Raw genomic sequence first — 15,707 nt, 5'->3', positions numbered from 1 at the left:
ACGGCACCGGCCCGGCGTCAGCAAGCACTTCGGTATTCCCGGCGGGGTGTTGCTCGCGGCGGCCGGCGATGACCACCGAGGCCCCGAAGCAGAAGCGGGAGGCGCCGCGGATCGCGATTGGCGTCGGCATTCTCGCGGGCGTCATCATCGTCTACGTCCTGTCGCTGTTCGGCGTGCACTTTCTACAGCGGTCAGAGGGGCCCCTGCCGCCACTGGACCTGAGCCAGGGCGGCGGCGACGCCACGATCGTGCAGCTGCGCCTCGAAGAGTTGAAGCCGGTGGCCAACCGGCTGTCCGTCGAGGTGCTGGCGTATCCCGGAGTTGCCCAGTACGACAACAGGTTTGATGTGCTGGCCAACGACGTCGCGGTCCGGCTTTATCCCACAAGCGATCTGGGAGATCTGCAATACCCGAAGGGCAAGGCGCCGGCCCAGCTCAGCACCACCATCGAGGCGCACGGCGATCCGGGTAACTGGCCGTTCGACTCCTATCAGACGGAGCCGATCGCGGCCGACGCGTTCGTGGGCACCGGTGAGAACCGCAGGAAGGTGCCCGCCCGCGTCGAGGTGACCGGGGCGCTGGACGGGTGGCAGGTCAGCGTCAACCGGATGCACGACCCGAGCGCGCTGCCCACCTCCCGCGCCACCGACAACGGCAATGTGGTGATCACCCTGAAGCGGGCCAAGGGTCCCCTGATCTTCGACCTGGGCATCTGCCTGGTGTTGGTCAGCCTGCCCACTCTGGCCCTGCTGGTCGCCATTCCTATGGCGCTGGGCCGAAGGAAGTTCCTGCCGCCGTTCGCCACCTGGTACGCCGCGAACCTGTTCGCGATCGTCCCGCTGCGCAACATCCTGCCCGGGGCCCCGCCGCCCGGGTCGTGGATCGACCAGGCGATCGTGCAGTGGGTCCTCATCGCGCTGGTCACGGCGATGACCCTGTACATCGTCGCCTGGATCCGGCAGGGCGACTGACCGCACTTGTCGGTAGCCGGTGGCATGATCGAATGTATGTTCGAGACAGTCATCGCGCGGTTCGATGAGCGGTTCGAGCGGCGTTATCCGTCGGCGACGCCGGTGTCGACGGGGTTGCTCGAGCGGATCGGCGGTGCCGCGCGGGCGGAGAATCGGGCGGCGGCCGCGCTGTTGGTGGCGATCGGTGAATTGTTCGCCTATCGGCTGTCGCGGTGTGCCGAGACCGAGGAGTGGGCGATCGACACCGAGGCGGCGGTGGGTGCGGAGGTGGCCGCCGAGCTGCGGATCAGCCAGGGGTTGGCCGCCAGCCGGCTGCGCTACGCGCGGGCGATGCGGGAACGGTTGCCGAAGGTGGGTGCGGTGTTTTCGGCCGGGGATATTGGCTACCTGATGTTTCAGACGATCGTGTTCCGCACCGATTTGATCACCGACCCGCAGGTGCTGGCGGCGGTGGACGCGGAGTTGGCCGCCACCGTGACCAGGTGGCCGTCACTGAGCCAGGGCCGGCTGGCCGCGCAGGTGGACAAGGTGGTGGCTCGCGCTGATGCGGATGCGGTGCGGCGGCGCAAGGAGCGCGCGGCCGGGCGTGAGGTGTGGGTCGCCGACATGGGGGAGGGGTTGGCGCATCTGGAGGGCACCCTGCTCGCCCCGGACGCCCATGCGCTGGACCGGCGCCTGAACGCGTTGGCGGCCACGGTGTGTGAGCACGACCCGCGCACCCGCGCGCAGCGCCGCGCCGATGCGCTGGGCGCGCTGGCGGGCGGGGCAGACCGGCTGGGCTGTCGCTGCGGACGCGCCGACTGCGCGGCCGGCAAACGGCCCGCGTCGAGCGCGGTGGTGATTCATGTGGTCGCCGAGCGGGCCAGTCTGGACGGGACCGGCTTGGCGCCGGCCTGCGAGCTGGGCGCCGAGGGCCTGATCTCACCGGAGCTGGTCGCCGAGCTGGCCGCCTCGGCCACGCTGGTACCGCTGGTTCATCCCGGTGATGCGCCGCCGGAGCCGGGTTATGTGCCGTCCAAGGCGCTGGCCGATTTCGTGCGCTGCCGGGACTTGACGTGTCGCTGGCCCGGCTGTGATCAGCCCGCCGTGAACTGCGACCTCGACCATACGATCCCCTACGCCGACGGCGGCCCCACGCACGCCTCGAACCTCAAGGCGCTGTGCCGCACCCATCATTTGGTGAAGACGTTTTGGGGCTGGCAGGAAAAGCAGCTGCCCGACGGCACCCTGATCCTGACCTCACCGGCCGGACGCACCCATGTCACCACCCCGGGCAGCGCACTGCTGTTCCCCCAACTCTGCGCCCCCACCGGCGATATTCGGGCGGCGGCCGCCAAGTCCGACTACTGCGCCGAGCGCACCGCGATGATGCCCAAACGCCGCCGCACCCGCGCCCAGGACCGCGCCGCGCGCGTGGCCACCGAACGCCGCCACAACCGCGACGCACGCCTGGCCCGAGCCGCCCCACCGGCGAACCACCCCTGGCCCACCACCAACGGGTTCGACGAGGACCCGCCGCCCTTTTAGGTGCAGAATCGACCCATCTCGATCGCCTTCGCGCAGAATTTGGCTCTGAGCTGGTCGTCCCCTAGACTCTAGGGGTTGCCTTGGGCAGACCTCGGCCGGTGCGAATCGGCCCCGCGTGCCCTTCGGTGACAAAGACCGCGCACGTCAGGTTTTTGGTGGGTCATGCCCGCCGAATGCTCACCCAGGTGGGTTCTCCTGCCGTGCACACGCAACCCAGGTCAGGAGATCGAGTGATTCAGCAGGAATCGCGACTGAAGGTCGCCGACAACACCGGCGCCAAGGAGATCTTGTGCATCCGTGTGCTCGGCGGCTCGTCGCGACGCTACGCCGGCATCGGTGATGTCATCGTCGCCACCGTCAAGGACGCCATCCCGGGCGGCAACGTCAAGCGTGGGGATGTCGTCAAGGCCGTCGTGGTGCGCACGGTCAAGGAGCGCCGCCGCCCCGACGGCAGCTACATCAAGTTCGACGAGAACGCCGCGGTGATCATCAAGCCCGACAACGACCCGCGCGGGACGCGCATCTTCGGGCCGGTGGGCCGCGAACTGCGCGAGAAGCGGTTCATGAAGATCATCTCGCTGGCCCCGGAGGTTTTGTAAATGAAGATCAAGAAGGACGACACCGTCCTGGTGATCGCCGGTAAGGACAAGGGCGCCAAAGGCAAGGTGCTCAAGGTCTACCCGGACCGCGACCGAGTGCTGGTCGAGGGCGTCAACGCGATCAAGAAGCACACCGCGGTTTCGACCAACCAGCGCGGCGCGCAGTCGGGCGGGATCGTCACCCAGGAAGCGCCGATCCACATCTCCAACGTGATGGTGGTCGACTCGGACGGTAAGCCCACCCGCGTCGGCTACCGCGTCGACGAGGAGACCGGCAAGCGCGTTCGTATCTCCAAGCGCAACGGCAAGGACATCTAGGATGACCACAGCAGAAAAGGTTCAGCCGCGCCTGAAAGAGCGCTACCGCAGCGAGATTCGCGATTCGTTGCAGCAGCAGTTCGGCTACGGCAACGTCATGCAGATCCCGACGGTGACCAAGGTCGTCGTCAACATGGGTGTCGGCGATGCGGCGCGGGACGCGAAGCTGATCAACGGGGCCGTCAGCGACCTGGCGCTGATCACCGGGCAGCGTCCCGAGATTCGTCGCGCGCGCAAGTCCATCGCGCAGTTCAAGCTGCGTGAGGGCATGCCGATCGGCGCGCGGGTCACCCTGCGCGGGGACCGGATGTGGGAGTTCCTGGACCGCCTCACCTCGATCGCGCTGCCCCGTATCCGCGACTTCCGCGGCCTGTCGCCCAAGCAGTTCGACGGTGTCGGCAACTACACCTTCGGGCTCGCCGAGCAGTCGGTGTTCCACGAGATCGACGTGGACAAGATCGACCGGGTCCGCGGCATGGACATCAACGTCGTCACCTCGGCGACGACCGACGACGAAGGACGAGCGCTGTTGCGGGCCCTCGGCTTTCCGTTCAAGGAGAACTGAGTAGATGGCAAAGAAGGCACTGGTCAACAAGGCCGCACGCAAGCCGAAGTTCGCGGTGCGCGGCTACACCCGTTGCAACAAGTGCGGCCGCCCGCGCGCGGTCTTCCGCAAATTCGGCCTGTGCCGGATCTGCCTGCGCGAGATGGCGCACGCGGGCGAACTGCCCGGCGTGCAGAAGAGCAGCTGGTAACAGCCCCAACCCCTAAGACCAACCCAGAACAGGTGCGCGACAGGCCCAAACCGGGAACCACCGCGAGGAAGGTACCAACGCTGTCATGACCGCGATGTCGACGATGCAGAGCGTAGCGATGAAGAGGAGCAGCGCTCGATGACTATGACGGACCCGATCGCAGACTTCTTGACACGTCTGCGCAACGCCAATTCGGCGTATCACGACGAGGTGACGTTGCCGCACTCGAAGCTGAAGGCAAACATCGCCCAGATCCTCAAGAGCGAGGGTTACATCAGCGATTTCCGGACCGAGGATGCCCGGGTCGGCAAGTCGCTGATCGTCCAGCTCAAGTACGGGCCGAGCCGGGAGCGAAGCATCGCCGGCCTGCGCCGCGTGTCCAAGCCCGGTTTGCGGGTGTATGCGAAATCCACCAATCTGCCGCGCGTGCTCGGTGGCCTGGGGGTGGCGATCATCTCCACCTCCTCGGGCCTGCTGACCGACCGCCAGGCAGCCCGACAGGGCGTGGGCGGCGAAGTCCTCGCGTACGTCTGGTAAGGGCGGGGAGGTAACGAAAGACTATGTCTCGCATTGGTAAGCAGCCGGTTCCGGTCCCGTCCGGAGTCGACGTGACGATCGATGGCCAGAAGGTGTCGGTGAAGGGACCCAAGGGCGCCCTGGACCTGACGGTGGCCGAGCCGATCACCGTGTCGCGCAACGACGACGGCGCGATCGTGGTCACCCGCCCCAACGACGAGCGGCGCAACCGCTCGCTGCACGGGCTGTCGCGGACCCTGGTGTCCAACCTGGTCACCGGCGTCACGCAGGGATACACCACCAAGATGGAGATCTTCGGCGTCGGTTACCGGGTGCAGCTCAAGGGTTCCAACCTCGAGTTCGCGCTGGGTTACAGCCACCCCGTGGTGATCGAGGCTCCGGACGGCATCACGTTCGCCGTCCAGTCGCCGACGAAATTCACCATCACCGGGATCGACAAGCAGAAGGTCGGCCAGATCTCGGCGAACATCCGCCGTCTGCGCCGCCCCGACCCGTACAAGGGCAAGGGTGTGCGCTACGAGGGTGAGCAGATCCGCCGCAAGGTCGGAAAGACAGGTAAGTAATCATGGCGCAAACACAAGCTGGCACCGCCGCGCGAAAGCCGGTGGGGCAGAGCGTATCCGCGACTCGGCGGGTTTCCCGGCTGCGCAGGCACGCACGCCTGCGCAAGAAGATCGCCGGCACCGGCCAGCGTCCGCGGCTGGTGATCAACCGGTCCGCGCGGCACATCCACGTGCAACTGGTCAACGACGAGAACGGGACCACGGTGGCCGCCGCGTCGTCCATCGAGGACGACGTGCGCAGCCTGCAGGGGGACAAGAAAGCCCGCAGCGTGCGGGTGGGCCAGCTGATCGCCGAGCGCGCCAAGGCCGCCGGCATCGACAGCGTGGTCTTCGACCGAGGCGGATACACCTACGGCGGACGGATCGCGGCGCTGGCCGATGCCGCACGCGAGAACGGATTGCAATTCTGATGACGAAGAGCTTGAACACGACTGGAAGGACCGCATAATGGCGGAGCAGCCGGCCGGCGGACAAGGCGCCGGCGACAGCCGTGACTCGCGCGGGGACCGCGACAGCCGCGGCCGGCGCGGCGACGGCGGTCGTGGTGGCCGCGACCGCGACGGCGACAAGAGCAACTACCTGGAGCGGGTTGTCGCGATCAACCGCGTTTCCAAGGTGGTCAAGGGTGGACGGCGATTCAGCTTCACCGCGCTGGTGATCGTCGGCGACGGCAACGGCATGGTCGGTGTCGGCTACGGCAAGGCCAAGGAAGTTCCCGCGGCCATCGCCAAGGGCGTCGAGGAGGCCCGCAAGGGCTTCTTCCGGGTGCCGCTGATCCGCGGGACCATCACCCACCCGGTTCAGGGTGAGGCGGCCGCCGGCGTGGTGCTGCTGCGCCCGGCCAGCCCCGGAACCGGCGTGATCGCCGGTGGCGCCGCCCGTGCGGTGCTGGAATGCGCCGGCGTGCACGACATCTTGGCCAAGTCACTGGGCAGCGACAACGCGATCAACGTGGTCCACGCGACGGTCACCGCGCTCAAGCTGCTGCAGCGCCCCGAGGAGGTGGCCGCTCGCCGCGGCCTGCCTATCGAGGACGTTGCGCCGGCCGGAATGCTCAAGGCTCGCCGGGAAGGTGACGCGATCGCCAGCGCGGCGGCACGCGAGGCCCAGACGTCGGGGGCACAACCATGAGCAGTCAACTGAAGATCACCCAGGTGCGCAGCACCATCGGGGCCCGCTGGAAGCAGCGTGAGTCCCTGCGCACCCTGGGCCTGCGCAAGATTCGCCAGTCGGTGGTTCGCGAGGACAACCCACAGACCCGCGGGTTGATCGCGGTGGTCAGCCACCTCGTCGAGGTGGAGCCGGCCGAGGCGTCGACCGCGGGTACCGGAGGTAGCAAGAAATGACGATCAAGCTGCACGATCTCAAGCCGGCGCGGGGGTCGAAGACCGCGCGCACCCGGGTCGGTCGCGGTGAGGGCTCCAAGGGCAAGACCGCCGGTCGCGGTACCAAGGGCACCAAGGCACGCAAGAACGTGCCGGCCACCTTCGAGGGTGGCCAGATGCCGATCCACATGCGGCTGCCCAAGCTCAAGGGGTTCCGCAACCGGTTCCGCACCGAGTACGAGATCGTCAACGTCGGCGACCTCAATCGGCTTTTCCCGCAGGGTGGTTCGATCGGCGTGGACGAGCTGGTGGCCAAGGGCGCGGTTCGCCGCAACTCGCTGGTCAAGGTCCTCGGCGACGGCAAGCTGACGGTCAAGGTCGAGGTGTCCGCACACAAGTTCAGCGGCAGCGCACGCGAGAAGATCACCGCCGCGGGCGGTTCGGCCACCGAGCTGTCCTAGCTAGCTCAGCTGCGGAATCACTTCTGCGGCAAGGCGTTCCATCTGTTCGTGGTTCTGCGCGGCGTCGATGCCGACGGGATTCAACAGCACCATCTGGGCCCCGGCGTCGATGACCTCGCGCAGCCCGCGCACCACGTCGTCGGGTGTGCCGGAGACCGGCACGTCCTGCACGCCGGGCATCCGGCCATAGATGCGGTCCAGGCCGTCCAGCACGCGTTCGCGGGCTTTGGCGGCGTCGTCGTCGACCATCAAATAGACCCGCTTGCCGATGGTGAAGGTCGCGGGATCCTTGTTCTGCTCCTCGAGTTCGCGGCGCACCACGGTCACGGCGCCGGCGAACGCTTCGGTGGTCGACGAACCGGCGCCCAAAAATGAGTCGCCGTGTCGCACCGCCCGGGCCAGGGCCTTGGGCGCCAGGCCCCCGAACCAGATCGGCGGGTGCGGGCGCTGCACCGGCTTGGGCGATATCGGCAGGTCGTCGACGTCGCGGAACCGGCCGTGAAACGTCACCCTTGGCTCGTCGGACCAGGCCGCCTTCATCAGTTCCAGGCCCTCGGTGAAATACGAGATGAACGTGTCCTTGTCCACGCCGAAGGCGGCGAATTGCCGCCGACCACCCCCGGGCGCGACACCAATGTCCAAGCGGCCGTGGCTGAGTCGGTCGACCGCGGTGGCGGCCGAGGCCAACTGCAGCGGATCGTGCAGCGACGTCACCAGGACGGCGACGCCCAGGCGCAGGCGCTCGGTGCAGGCCGCGCAATACGCCAGCAGCTCCAGCGGAGCCAGCAGCGGTGCGGGGCCGATGATCTGTTCGAGCAGCCAGCCGCCCTCGAACTCGAGCTCCTCGGCGCGCGCGAGGAAAGCGCGCAGCCCCGCTGCGTCGAAGCCGTCGTAGTCGAATTGCGGGATCGCGATGGAAAACCTCACCCGACCACCGTACGGCCGTGCATCGGTAGTCTGCAGACATGTTCGCTTTCCTGCCTTCGATCCCCGGAGTCGACGACGTTCGGGCGCTGGCCGGCCGGGTCGATACCGCCCGTCATCACGGCGTGCCCAACGGCTGTGTGCTCGAGTTGGACCTGCGCACGATTCCGCCGGAGACCTCGGGCTTCGACCCCCTGGCCCTCGTCAGCGGGGGCAGCCGGCAGCTCGCGCTGCGCGACGTGGTGGCCGCCATCTACCGGGCGGCCGAGGATCCGCGGGTCGCCGGGCTGATCGCCCGTGTGCAACTGACGGCGTCGCCGGCGGCGGCGGTGCAGGAACTGCGCGAGGCCATCGTCGCTTTCACTGCCGCCAAGCCGTCGCTGGCCTGGGCCGAGACCTACCCGGGCACGCTGTCGTACTACCTGGCTTCGGCGTTCGGTGAGGTCTGGATGCAGCCCGCCGGCAGCGTCGGGCTGATCGGTTTCGCCAGCAATGCCACCTTCCTGCGCGACGCGTTGGACAAGGCCGGCATCGAGGCCCAATTCGTCGCCCGCGGCGAATACAAGTCGGCGGCAAACCGTTTCACCGAGCACGGCTTCACCGAGGCCCACCGCGAGGCCGTCACCCGGATGCTGGAAAGCCTGCAGGAGCAGGTGTGGGAGGCGGTCGGGAAATCACGCAAGCTGGATGCCGGCGCCCTGGACGCGCTGGCCGACCGCGCCCCGCTGTTGCGCGACGAGGCCGTGTCCTCTGGCCTGGTCGACCGGATCGGATTCCGGGACGAAGCCTATGACCGCATCGCGGAACTGGTTGGCGTAAAAGATGTTTCGGAGGAGAACACGCCACCGCGGCTGTATGTGTCGCGCTATGCCGGCGCGGCCCGGTCGCGGCTGGCCCCGCCGGTGCCCCCGGTTCCCGGACGGCGCGCCAAACCGGCGGTGGCCGTGATCAACGTCGACGGCACGATCGTCGACGGACGTGGGGGACCGCAGTTCCTGCCGTTCGGCGCATCCACCGTGGGCAGCGACACCATCGCCCCGGCACTGCGGCAAGCCGCCGCCGACGATTCGGTGGCCGCGATCGTGCTGCGGGTCAACAGCCCCGGCGGCTCGGTCACCGCATCGGAAACGCTGTGGCGAGAAGTGAAAAGGGCGCGCAAGCGCGGCAAGCCGGTGGTGGCGTCGATGGGTGCGGTCGCCGCGTCCGGCGGCTATTACATTGCCGCGGCCGCCGACGCGATCGTCGCGAGCCCCGCGACCGTCACCGGTTCCATCGGCGTGATCACCGGCAAGCTGGTGATTCGCGATCTGCTGCAGCGCCTCGGCGTCGGGCTGGATACCGTGCGTACCAACGCCAATGCCGATGCCTGGTCGATCGAGACGCCGTTCACCCCCGAGCAGCGCGCCCACCGGGAGGCCGAGGCCGACCTGGTGTACGCCGACTTCCTGGAGCGGGTCGCCGACGGCCGCAATCTGACCACCGAGGCCGTCGATCGCGTGGCCCGGGGCCGGGTGTGGACCGGTGCCGACGCCCGCGAGCGGGGGCTGGTCGACGAACTGGGTGGCTTCCGTACCGCGCTGCGCCGGGCGAAAATCCTTGCCGGACTGGACGAAGACGCCGACGTGCGCCTGGTCACCCTCCCGGGCGGCTCGCTGCTGGACATGCTGCGGCCGCGGGCCTCCTCGCAGCCGGCGGCCGCGTCGCTGCCTGACGCGCTGGCCGCGCTGTTGGGCCGCACCATCGGCGCCGTCCTGGACAACGTCGAACGGTCCTACAACGGCGCCAGCGCGCTGTGGCTGGGGCCCTGGCGGCTCTAGGGACCCAGCCGGTCTAGCCGGCCAGCTCGGCGCTGATGAAGATGATCTCGCCGAGCGGGTCGTCGTTCTCCGGCGCGGGCGCCTCGATGCCGTTGCGCGCGAAGAGTTCCGTGCGGGTGACGCCCTCGGCCTTCCAGCCGATGCTGGACAGATAGTCGATGACATGGTTGCGTTCACCGGCGTACACCAGCGACGCCATGTCGATGTCGACGCCGTGCTCCCGGAACGAACCGGACATCTCCCGACCCCGTTCGGCATCGAAATCCACTATGCCGGGCACGAATTCGGTGGCAATGGTGCTTCCCCGTGCGCTGAGCGCGGTGATGTTGTCGAACAGCCGGTCCTGGGCGTCGGGCGGCAGATAGATCAGCAGGCCCTCGGCCAGCCAGGCCGTTGGCACCGTGGTGTCGAATCCCGCCGCCTTGAGGGCGGCGGGCCAGTCCGCGCGCAGATCGATGGGAACGGTGCGCCGCGGCGCGGTCGGCTCCGCGCCGACGTCGGCCAGGGTGCGGCTCTTGAATTCGATCACCCGCGGCTGGTCGATCTCGTAGACCACCGTGCCCGCCGGCCAGGGCAACCGGTAGGCGCGCGAGTCCAGCCCCGAGGCCAGGATCACCACCTGCCGCAACCCGCCGCCGGTGGCGTCGACGAAGTAGTCGTCAAAGTACTTGGTACGCACCGCCATTCCGTCGACCATCGACTGGATGCGCACCGGCGTGGCGTTCTCGATCGCATCCAGCTCGAGGTCGCCGTCCATCATCTTTGTGAAGAAATCCACCCCGACCGCGCGCACCAGCGGCTCGGCGAACGGATCGTTGATCAGACCGCGGGGATCCTTGGACGCCATGGCGCGCCCGGCCGCGACCATGGTCGCGGTCGCGCCGACGCTGGAGGCAAGATCCCACTCATCGTCGTGACTGCGTGACATGGAAGCAGCCTACTTGAGGGTGGCGGCGACGTAGCTCAGGTCACCGAAGGCCACCACCACTTCTTCGGGAAATTCGAAGCCGTTGTGCGCGTACAGTTCCCTTACTGCGTGGGCCGTCACATCCCAGCCGTGCTCGCTCAGGTAGTCGACGACGACGCTGCGTTCACCCCGGTAGAACAGCTCACCTGCGTCAAGGTCGAACCCGGCACTGCGCCACCGCTCGGTGATGCGCTGCAGGCGTTCGTCGGTGAAGGCGTTGGGGTCCGGCACGTGTTCGGTGGCCAGCCGGCTGCCCGGCGCGCTGAGCGAGGTGATGTTGTCGAACAGCTGGTCCTGCGCCTCGGGTGGCAGGTAGGGCAGCAGCCCTTCGGCGCTCCACGCGGTCGGCTGCGAGACGTCAAACCCGTTCTCGCGCAAGGCCGCAGCCCAGTCCTCGCGCAGGTCGATGGCCACTGTCCGCCGCTCGGCGGTGGGGGCCGCGCCGAGGCCTGCCAGCGTGTTGGTCTTGAACGCGATGACCTGTGGCTGGTCGATCTCGTAGACCACGGTGCCCGCGGGCCACGGCAAGCGGTAGGCCCTGGTGTCCAGGCCGGAAGCCAGAATCACCGCTTGGCGCACACCGTCTTCGGTGGCATTGATGAAGAAATCGTCGAAAAACCGTGTCCGGACGGTCATCTGCTCGGCCCTGGCTTTGCGGTTCATCAGCGGATCGTCGGCGAAGTCAACGTCACCATCGATGATGCGGATGAAGGGGTCCAATCCGACGGCGCGGACCAGCGGATCGGCGAATTTATCGTCGAGCAGTGGGTTGGGCCCCTGCGAAGCGACGGCGCGGGATGCGGCGACCATCGTTGCCGTCGCTCCCACGCTGGACGCCAGGTCCCAGCTGTCGCCGTCGGTTCTTGCCGCGTCGGTGGTCATCGGGCTGCCTCCTCCTTCTCGCCGAGCGTGCCGCTGGTGTACAGCATCTCGCCCATCCGCGTGTCATCGTCGGTGAGCGGGTCAAGTCCGTTGGCGGCGAACAGTTCCGTGATGCTGGCGCTGTTCAGCCGCCAGCCGCGGTCGGCCAGGTATGCGGCCGCCTCGTTGCGGTCGCCGAAGTAGACCAGTCCCGCCATGTCCAGCTCGAAACCGTGCGCACGCCAGCGCTCGGAGATCGTCTGCATGCGCTCCTTCATCTTCTCCTCGTGACCGGGCTCGGGGTTGGGCGCGCTCTCGGTGGCCAACCGGCTACCCGGCGCGCTGAGCTCGGTGATGGTGTCCAGCAGGCGGTCCTGCGCCTCGGGCGGCAGGTAGCCGAGCAGGCCCTCGGCGCTCCACGCGGTCGGCTGGGCCGGGTCGAATCCGGCGTTGCGCAGCGCGGTGGGCCAGTCGTCGCGCAGGTCGACGGCCACCACCCGCCGCTCGGCGGTCGGCTCGGCGCCCAGCTCGGCCAGCGAGCGGGTTTTGAATTCGATCACCTGCGGCTGGTCCACCTCGTAGACCACCGTCCCGGCCGGCCACGCCAACCGGTACGGGCGGGCGTCCAGCCCGGAGGCCAGGATCACCGCCTGCTTGATGCCGGCGTTCGTCGCATCCAGGAAGAACTCGTCGAAGAACTTGGTGCGCACGGCCATGTTGTCGGCCATCCGCGACATCGCGCCAGCGGATCCCGCGGCGCCGTCGCGCACGTCGTTCAGCTCGGCGGGGTCCAGCTCGCCGCTGGCCAGCCGGGACAGCAGGTCCACGCCGACCAGCTTCACCAGCGGCTCGGCGAAGGGGTCGTTGATCAGCGGGTTGTCGGCCCGGGTGGCCATGGCGCGGGCCGCCGCGACCATGGTCGCGGTCACGCCGACGCTGGACGCCAGGTCCCAGGTGTCGCCTTCGTACCTGGTGGAAGTCATACGGTGTGCTCCTATCGGAGGTAGTCAATCTAATACTTAGCCGATATAACAAGCTTCTCCCACTGTACGCTTCCCGGATTTCGCGGCAACCTTTACTGATGGCGGACGCGACGCCCTCCGCGGTGGCGGATAAGCGGGTGCTCATCACGGGTTCGACCAGCGTTAGCCCAACGCGCCGCGGGAACCGATGAGCGGCAGATCGATTGGCGTGATGACCCCCGGTGGCGCCTGGCACAGGAACGGGATGGCGTTGACGGCCGCGACGGCGGTGCTGTCCATCAGCACGGTCATCACGTCCTGCCCGGGCTCGCCGAACCTGATCGTCGCGTCGACGCGCGGTTCGCCGTCGATCACCACGCGGAAACCCTCGGGGTCGGTCCATTTCGGCTCGAGCGCGTCGTCACTCATGGTCCAGCAGATGGCCAGTTCGACCAGCGGGCTTCCGCGGCGATAGCCCCGATAGGTGCGGCGCTGGCCGCCGACGGTGCCGGCGGCGTAATTCACCCACCCCAGATCCAGATCCCGGGTCAGCACCGCGGTCTCGACGAACGCCTCTGTCGAATCGAGTTCGGTCCCCAGCATTGTGGCGATCATGTCCAGGGTCTCGAAGTAACCGAGGCCGTAGCGTTGAGCCGCGGGGTCGATCGGCGTCAGCGGCTGCCGCGGTGGCTTACCGAATCCGAGCACCTGCCACACCTCCCGCACGGGATAGGTGGTGCAGTCCAGCGTTTCGACGAGCTTGACGCTGCGAACCTTGCGGCAGGCACCGGTGAGGAAGCCGGCGACGACGTTGATGAAGCCCGGCTCGAAACCCGTTCCCAGAAAGGTCGCACCGCCCCGGCGCGCGGCCTCCTCAAGCGCCGGCAGTTCAGCCCGGTGGTGGGTGCCGGTCAGGAAGTCGCCCGTCGTGACCACGTTGATGCCGCGACGCAACATCGTTTCCACCAGCGCGTAGTCGATGACGCGTGGCATGTAGCTCACGCAGTCGGGTGCCAGGTCGAGCAGCGCGTCGACATCGCTCGTCGCGATGACGCCGGTCGGGGGCCGGCCCGCGAGGATTCCCGCGTCGCGCCCCGCCTTCGCGGCGTCCAACGCATGTACGCCCTGCAGATCGAAGTCGTCGCGGTCCAGCAGGATGCCCAGCGCCCGCCTTCCGATGTTGCCGGTCGACCACTGAACCACGTGGTATCGCCCCATGGTTGACAAGCGTAGGCGAACGCTGTTCTAATCTGAACACCGTTCGAAATAGAACGCTGTTCGAAGTGGGGGACGCGTGAAGGCCGACGTCGATGTACCGGTGCTGCGCTACGGGGCCCTGGACCGGGCGCACCTGACCAAGCACCTCCTGCAACTGGCTAGGCGCGTGGGCGTCGGCCGGGTGACGATGCGGGAGCTGGCGGCCGAAGCGGGTACGGCCGCCTCGTCGGTGTACTACCACGTCCGCGACAAGCGCGAACTGCTCGATCTGCTCATCGAATCGGTCCTCACGCAGATCGAGGTGCCGCAGGCGGGCGATTGGGAAGCGCGGTTGGTTGCGCTGCACCTGAATGCCTGGCACGTGCTCGTCGACGTTCCCGGGATCGCGGCCCTGCTCCAGCAGCATCCGCACACCGCCGCGGCCGCCGAGATGAACCGCGCCGCGCGCGCAATTCTGCGCGAAAGTGGCTTGGATGAAAAGCATTTCGATGCCGCGCATGCAGCGTTGTACATCCATCTGCTGGGCTCGGTTCAGCTTGAACACACCCGGCGCGCCGGGGGAATGGCACACGGTCCGGGTGACGAGGCGTTCGCCTACGGACTGCGCCTGATCCTGGCCGGCCTGCGCGAGGAGCTCAAGCGGAATCGAGACGGATCGTGACCGGCGCGACCATCGATCTCGCCGCCCCCGCGCTATGGGCGTCGCGTTTTCCCGACGATCTGTTTGCCGAGTTGCGCGCCCACACCCCGGTCTTTCACCAGCGGCTGACTTCCGACGTGCAATCCGCTGTGGGACGCGAGTTTTGGGTGTGCACCAAGCACGCGGACGTCGCGCGCGTGCACCGCGATCACGAAACATTCACGGCGACCCGCGGCCCGCTGATCCAGGACGTACCGTTGTTCGACGCCTATCCGGCGATCGTGAGCATGGACCCGCCGGATCACACGATTCGCCGCAAAGTCATCTCCCGCGCGTTCACACCCCGCGCGGTGGCCAAACTGGAAGAGGGGATTCGCCGGCGGGCCAAGGCCATGGCCGCGACACTCGTCGAATCCGGTGGCGGTGAGTTTGTCGACCTGGCCGCGGGACTGCCGATATCGGTGATCGGTGACATCGTCGGGATCCCCGACGCCGACCGCCCCCAAGTGTTCGGCTTGATCGACCGGGTGCTGAAGACGGCCGGCGCACAGATGTCGGTCCCCGGCGGCGATGATCTGTTGCCGTTCATGGAGCTGTTCGAGTACGCGAGCGCGCTGACCGCCCGCAAGCGGGAGCATCCCGTGGACGACATCTGGAGCGCGCTGTGCACCACCGAGATCACCGCGGAATCGGGCGAAAGCTTTTTGCTGCCATCCAACGAGCTGGAGATCTTCTTCTTCGTGCTCGGCCTGGCCGGCGCCGATACGACGCGAAATGCGTTGTGCGACGGCATCCGAGCCTTCGCCGGCAATCCGGATCAGCTCGCGGCCTACCGATCCGACCCGGACACGCGGCGCACCGCGGTCGAGGAGGTGATCCGCTACTCCACACCGATCATGTTCTGGGTGCGCGGGGCGATCAGGGATGTGACGCTCGGTGACGCGGTGATCCCCGCGGGTGCGCGGGTGGTGACGATGCTGCGCTCGGCCAATCGCGACGAGGACGTCTTCGCGGACCCCTACCGGTTCGACATCCGCCGTGATCCCAACCCCCACCAGTCCTTCGGCGGCGGCGGCGCCCACCACTGCTTGGGTGCGATGCTTGCGCGGGCGGAGGTCCGGGCCGCGCTCGATGAAATCCTGTTGAATACCAACAACATCGACGTCGGCCGACCGAGGATGACGCTGCCCGACCTGTGCAACAACATGACCGTGTACGAGTCACTCCCGGTCAGTTTCAGCTAGCGCCGGGCCCGGCGGCCG

General features: G+C 67.9%; 20 protein-coding genes. 15 read left to right on the top strand and 5 right to left on the bottom strand.

Translation table 11 applies throughout. The features are described from left to right. Positions 1 to 68: 68 nt before the first annotated feature. The 12 genes from A5659_RS05265 (at position 69) to rplO (ending at position 7,056) form a co-directional block, all read left to right on the top strand. Positions 69 to 971, top strand: coding sequence for a DUF4436 domain-containing protein (locus A5659_RS05265; RefSeq protein WP_066869388.1), 903 nt, complete (start codon positions 69 to 71; stop codon positions 969 to 971). A gap of 36 nt (positions 972 to 1,007) precedes the next feature. Further along, the gene (locus A5659_RS05260; protein WP_067179609.1) at positions 1,008 to 2,498 is read left to right on the top strand and encodes an HNH endonuclease signature motif containing protein; all 1,491 of its coding nucleotides are present in this window, start codon (positions 1,008 to 1,010) and stop codon (positions 2,496 to 2,498) included. Between the two features lie 230 nt (positions 2,499 to 2,728). Then, entirely contained in the window at positions 2,729 to 3,097 is a 369-nt protein-coding gene (rplN, locus tag A5659_RS05255; RefSeq protein ID WP_003403649.1) for a 50S ribosomal protein L14, read from the top strand. Next, positions 3,098 to 3,415 carry a 50S ribosomal protein L24 gene (gene rplX / locus A5659_RS05250; RefSeq protein ID WP_066869391.1) on the top strand — a complete coding sequence of 106 codons (318 nt, stop codon included), beginning with the start codon at positions 3,098 to 3,100 and terminating at the stop codon, positions 3,413 to 3,415. 1 nt (position 3,416) lies between these two features. Next, positions 3,417 to 3,980: a 50S ribosomal protein L5 gene (gene rplE, locus A5659_RS05245; RefSeq protein WP_066869394.1), complete on the top strand. Its 564-nt coding sequence runs from the start codon at positions 3,417 to 3,419 to the stop codon at positions 3,978 to 3,980. A gap of 4 nt (positions 3,981 to 3,984) precedes the next feature. After that, positions 3,985 to 4,170 (top strand): type Z 30S ribosomal protein S14, encoded by a 186-nt coding sequence (locus A5659_RS05240; RefSeq protein ID WP_003873499.1) that lies wholly within the window; start codon positions 3,985 to 3,987, stop codon positions 4,168 to 4,170. 138 nt (positions 4,171 to 4,308) lie between these two features. Beyond that, positions 4,309 to 4,707, top strand: coding sequence for a 30S ribosomal protein S8 (gene rpsH / locus A5659_RS05235; RefSeq protein WP_066869401.1), 399 nt, complete (start codon positions 4,309 to 4,311; stop codon positions 4,705 to 4,707). Between the two features lie 23 nt (positions 4,708 to 4,730). Further along, on the top strand, positions 4,731 to 5,270 hold the full coding sequence (rplF, locus tag A5659_RS05230; protein WP_066869404.1) for a 50S ribosomal protein L6: 540 nt from the start codon (positions 4,731 to 4,733) through the stop codon (positions 5,268 to 5,270). A 41-nt stretch (positions 5,271 to 5,311) separates the two neighbouring features. Beyond that, on the top strand, positions 5,312 to 5,680 hold the full coding sequence (gene rplR / locus A5659_RS05225) for a 50S ribosomal protein L18 (protein ID WP_082972484.1): 369 nt from the start codon (positions 5,312 to 5,314) through the stop codon (positions 5,678 to 5,680). 37 nt (positions 5,681 to 5,717) lie between these two features. Further along, complete coding sequence (gene rpsE, locus A5659_RS05220; RefSeq protein WP_066869410.1) at positions 5,718 to 6,401, top strand: 30S ribosomal protein S5; 684 nt, start codon at positions 5,718 to 5,720, stop codon at positions 6,399 to 6,401. Next, positions 6,398 to 6,616 (top strand): 50S ribosomal protein L30, encoded by a 219-nt coding sequence (gene rpmD / locus A5659_RS05215; protein WP_066881399.1) that lies wholly within the window; start codon positions 6,398 to 6,400, stop codon positions 6,614 to 6,616. Before rpsE ends, rpmD begins: the two co-directional genes overlap by 4 nt. After that, a complete protein-coding gene (gene rplO / locus A5659_RS05210) occupies positions 6,613 to 7,056 on the top strand; it encodes a 50S ribosomal protein L15 (protein WP_066869416.1) in 444 nt (147 codons plus the stop codon). Before rpmD ends, rplO begins: the two co-directional genes overlap by 4 nt. On the opposite strand, the gene A5659_RS05205 is transcribed toward rplO, so the two are convergent. Then, the gene (locus A5659_RS05205) at positions 7,057 to 7,983 is read right to left on the bottom strand and encodes an LLM class flavin-dependent oxidoreductase (RefSeq protein ID WP_067179607.1); all 927 of its coding nucleotides are present in this window, start codon (positions 7,981 to 7,983) and stop codon (positions 7,057 to 7,059) included. It lies immediately after the preceding gene. Positions 7,984 to 8,021: 38 nt separating this feature from the next. Here A5659_RS05205 and sppA point away from each other — a divergent pair, with 38 nt between their 5' ends. Beyond that, positions 8,022 to 9,797: a signal peptide peptidase SppA gene (gene sppA / locus A5659_RS05200; RefSeq protein WP_067179606.1), complete on the top strand. Its 1,776-nt coding sequence runs from the start codon at positions 8,022 to 8,024 to the stop codon at positions 9,795 to 9,797. Positions 9,798 to 9,810: 13 nt separating this feature from the next. Here sppA and A5659_RS05195 read toward each other — a convergent pair whose 3' ends face one another. The 4 genes from A5659_RS05195 to A5659_RS05180 all read right to left on the bottom strand — a co-directional run bounded on the left by A5659_RS05195 (position 9,811) and on the right by A5659_RS05180 (position 13,805). Next, positions 9,811 to 10,725 (bottom strand): class I SAM-dependent methyltransferase, encoded by a 915-nt coding sequence (locus tag A5659_RS05195; RefSeq protein WP_067179604.1) that lies wholly within the window; start codon positions 10,723 to 10,725, stop codon positions 9,811 to 9,813. A gap of 9 nt (positions 10,726 to 10,734) precedes the next feature. Further along, entirely contained in the window at positions 10,735 to 11,646 is a 912-nt protein-coding gene (locus tag A5659_RS05190; protein WP_066869429.1) for a class I SAM-dependent methyltransferase, read from the bottom strand. Then, positions 11,643 to 12,608: a class I SAM-dependent methyltransferase gene (locus A5659_RS05185; protein WP_067179602.1), complete on the bottom strand. Its 966-nt coding sequence runs from the start codon at positions 12,606 to 12,608 to the stop codon at positions 11,643 to 11,645. The genes A5659_RS05190 and A5659_RS05185 overlap by 4 nt, the downstream gene beginning before the upstream one ends. Positions 12,609 to 12,770: 162 nt before the next feature. Next, the gene (locus A5659_RS05180) at positions 12,771 to 13,805 is read right to left on the bottom strand and encodes a dihydrodipicolinate reductase (protein ID WP_066869435.1); all 1,035 of its coding nucleotides are present in this window, start codon (positions 13,803 to 13,805) and stop codon (positions 12,771 to 12,773) included. 76 nt (positions 13,806 to 13,881) lie between these two features. Here A5659_RS05180 and A5659_RS05175 point away from each other — a divergent pair, with 76 nt between their 5' ends. Together A5659_RS05175 and A5659_RS05170 are read left to right on the top strand one after the other, a co-directional pair. Further along, positions 13,882 to 14,466, top strand: a complete 585-nt coding sequence (locus tag A5659_RS05175) for a TetR/AcrR family transcriptional regulator (RefSeq protein WP_231997739.1) — start codon at positions 13,882 to 13,884, stop codon at positions 14,464 to 14,466. Beyond that, a complete protein-coding gene (locus A5659_RS05170; RefSeq protein WP_066869438.1) occupies positions 14,463 to 15,689 on the top strand; it encodes a cytochrome P450 in 1,227 nt (408 codons plus the stop codon). The genes A5659_RS05175 and A5659_RS05170 overlap by 4 nt, the downstream gene beginning before the upstream one ends. The last annotated feature ends 18 nt before the right edge of the window (positions 15,690 to 15,707 follow it).

The sequence above is a fragment of the Mycobacterium sp. 1165196.3 genome (assembly GCF_001673415.1).
GTDB classification, from domain to species: Bacteria; Actinomycetota; Actinomycetes; order Mycobacteriales; family Mycobacteriaceae; genus Mycobacterium; species Mycobacterium europaeum_A.
Note: the sequence above shows the minus strand (reverse complement) of the source record. Positions and strands in the feature narration are given on the sequence as shown.

Coding starts and splice junctions, on each gene's coding strand:
- A5659_RS05265 (WP_066869388.1), top strand. CDS start 69: ATGACCACCGAGGCCCCGAAGCAGAAGCGGGAGGCGCCGCGGATCGCG.
- rpsH (WP_066869401.1), top strand. CDS start 4,309: ATGACTATGACGGACCCGATCGCAGACTTCTTGACACGTCTGCGCAAC.
- rpsE (WP_066869410.1), top strand. CDS start 5,718: ATGGCGGAGCAGCCGGCCGGCGGACAAGGCGCCGGCGACAGCCGTGAC.
- rplX (WP_066869391.1), top strand. CDS start 3,098: ATGAAGATCAAGAAGGACGACACCGTCCTGGTGATCGCCGGTAAGGAC.
- A5659_RS05260 (WP_067179609.1), top strand. CDS start 1,008: ATGTTCGAGACAGTCATCGCGCGGTTCGATGAGCGGTTCGAGCGGCGT.
- rpmD (WP_066881399.1), top strand. CDS start 6,398: ATGAGCAGTCAACTGAAGATCACCCAGGTGCGCAGCACCATCGGGGCC.
- A5659_RS05190 (WP_066869429.1), bottom strand. CDS start 11,646: ATGACCACCGACGCGGCAAGAACCGACGGCGACAGCTGGGACCTGGCG.
- A5659_RS05180 (WP_066869435.1), bottom strand. CDS start 13,805: ATGGGGCGATACCACGTGGTTCAGTGGTCGACCGGCAACATCGGAAGG.
- rplE (WP_066869394.1), top strand. CDS start 3,417: ATGACCACAGCAGAAAAGGTTCAGCCGCGCCTGAAAGAGCGCTACCGC.
- A5659_RS05185 (WP_067179602.1), bottom strand. CDS start 12,608: ATGACTTCCACCAGGTACGAAGGCGACACCTGGGACCTGGCGTCCAGC.
- A5659_RS05195 (WP_067179604.1), bottom strand. CDS start 10,725: ATGTCACGCAGTCACGACGATGAGTGGGATCTTGCCTCCAGCGTCGGC.
- rplF (WP_066869404.1), top strand. CDS start 4,731: ATGTCTCGCATTGGTAAGCAGCCGGTTCCGGTCCCGTCCGGAGTCGAC.
- A5659_RS05240 (WP_003873499.1), top strand. CDS start 3,985: ATGGCAAAGAAGGCACTGGTCAACAAGGCCGCACGCAAGCCGAAGTTC.
- sppA (WP_067179606.1), top strand. CDS start 8,022: ATGTTCGCTTTCCTGCCTTCGATCCCCGGAGTCGACGACGTTCGGGCG.
- rplO (WP_066869416.1), top strand. CDS start 6,613: ATGACGATCAAGCTGCACGATCTCAAGCCGGCGCGGGGGTCGAAGACC.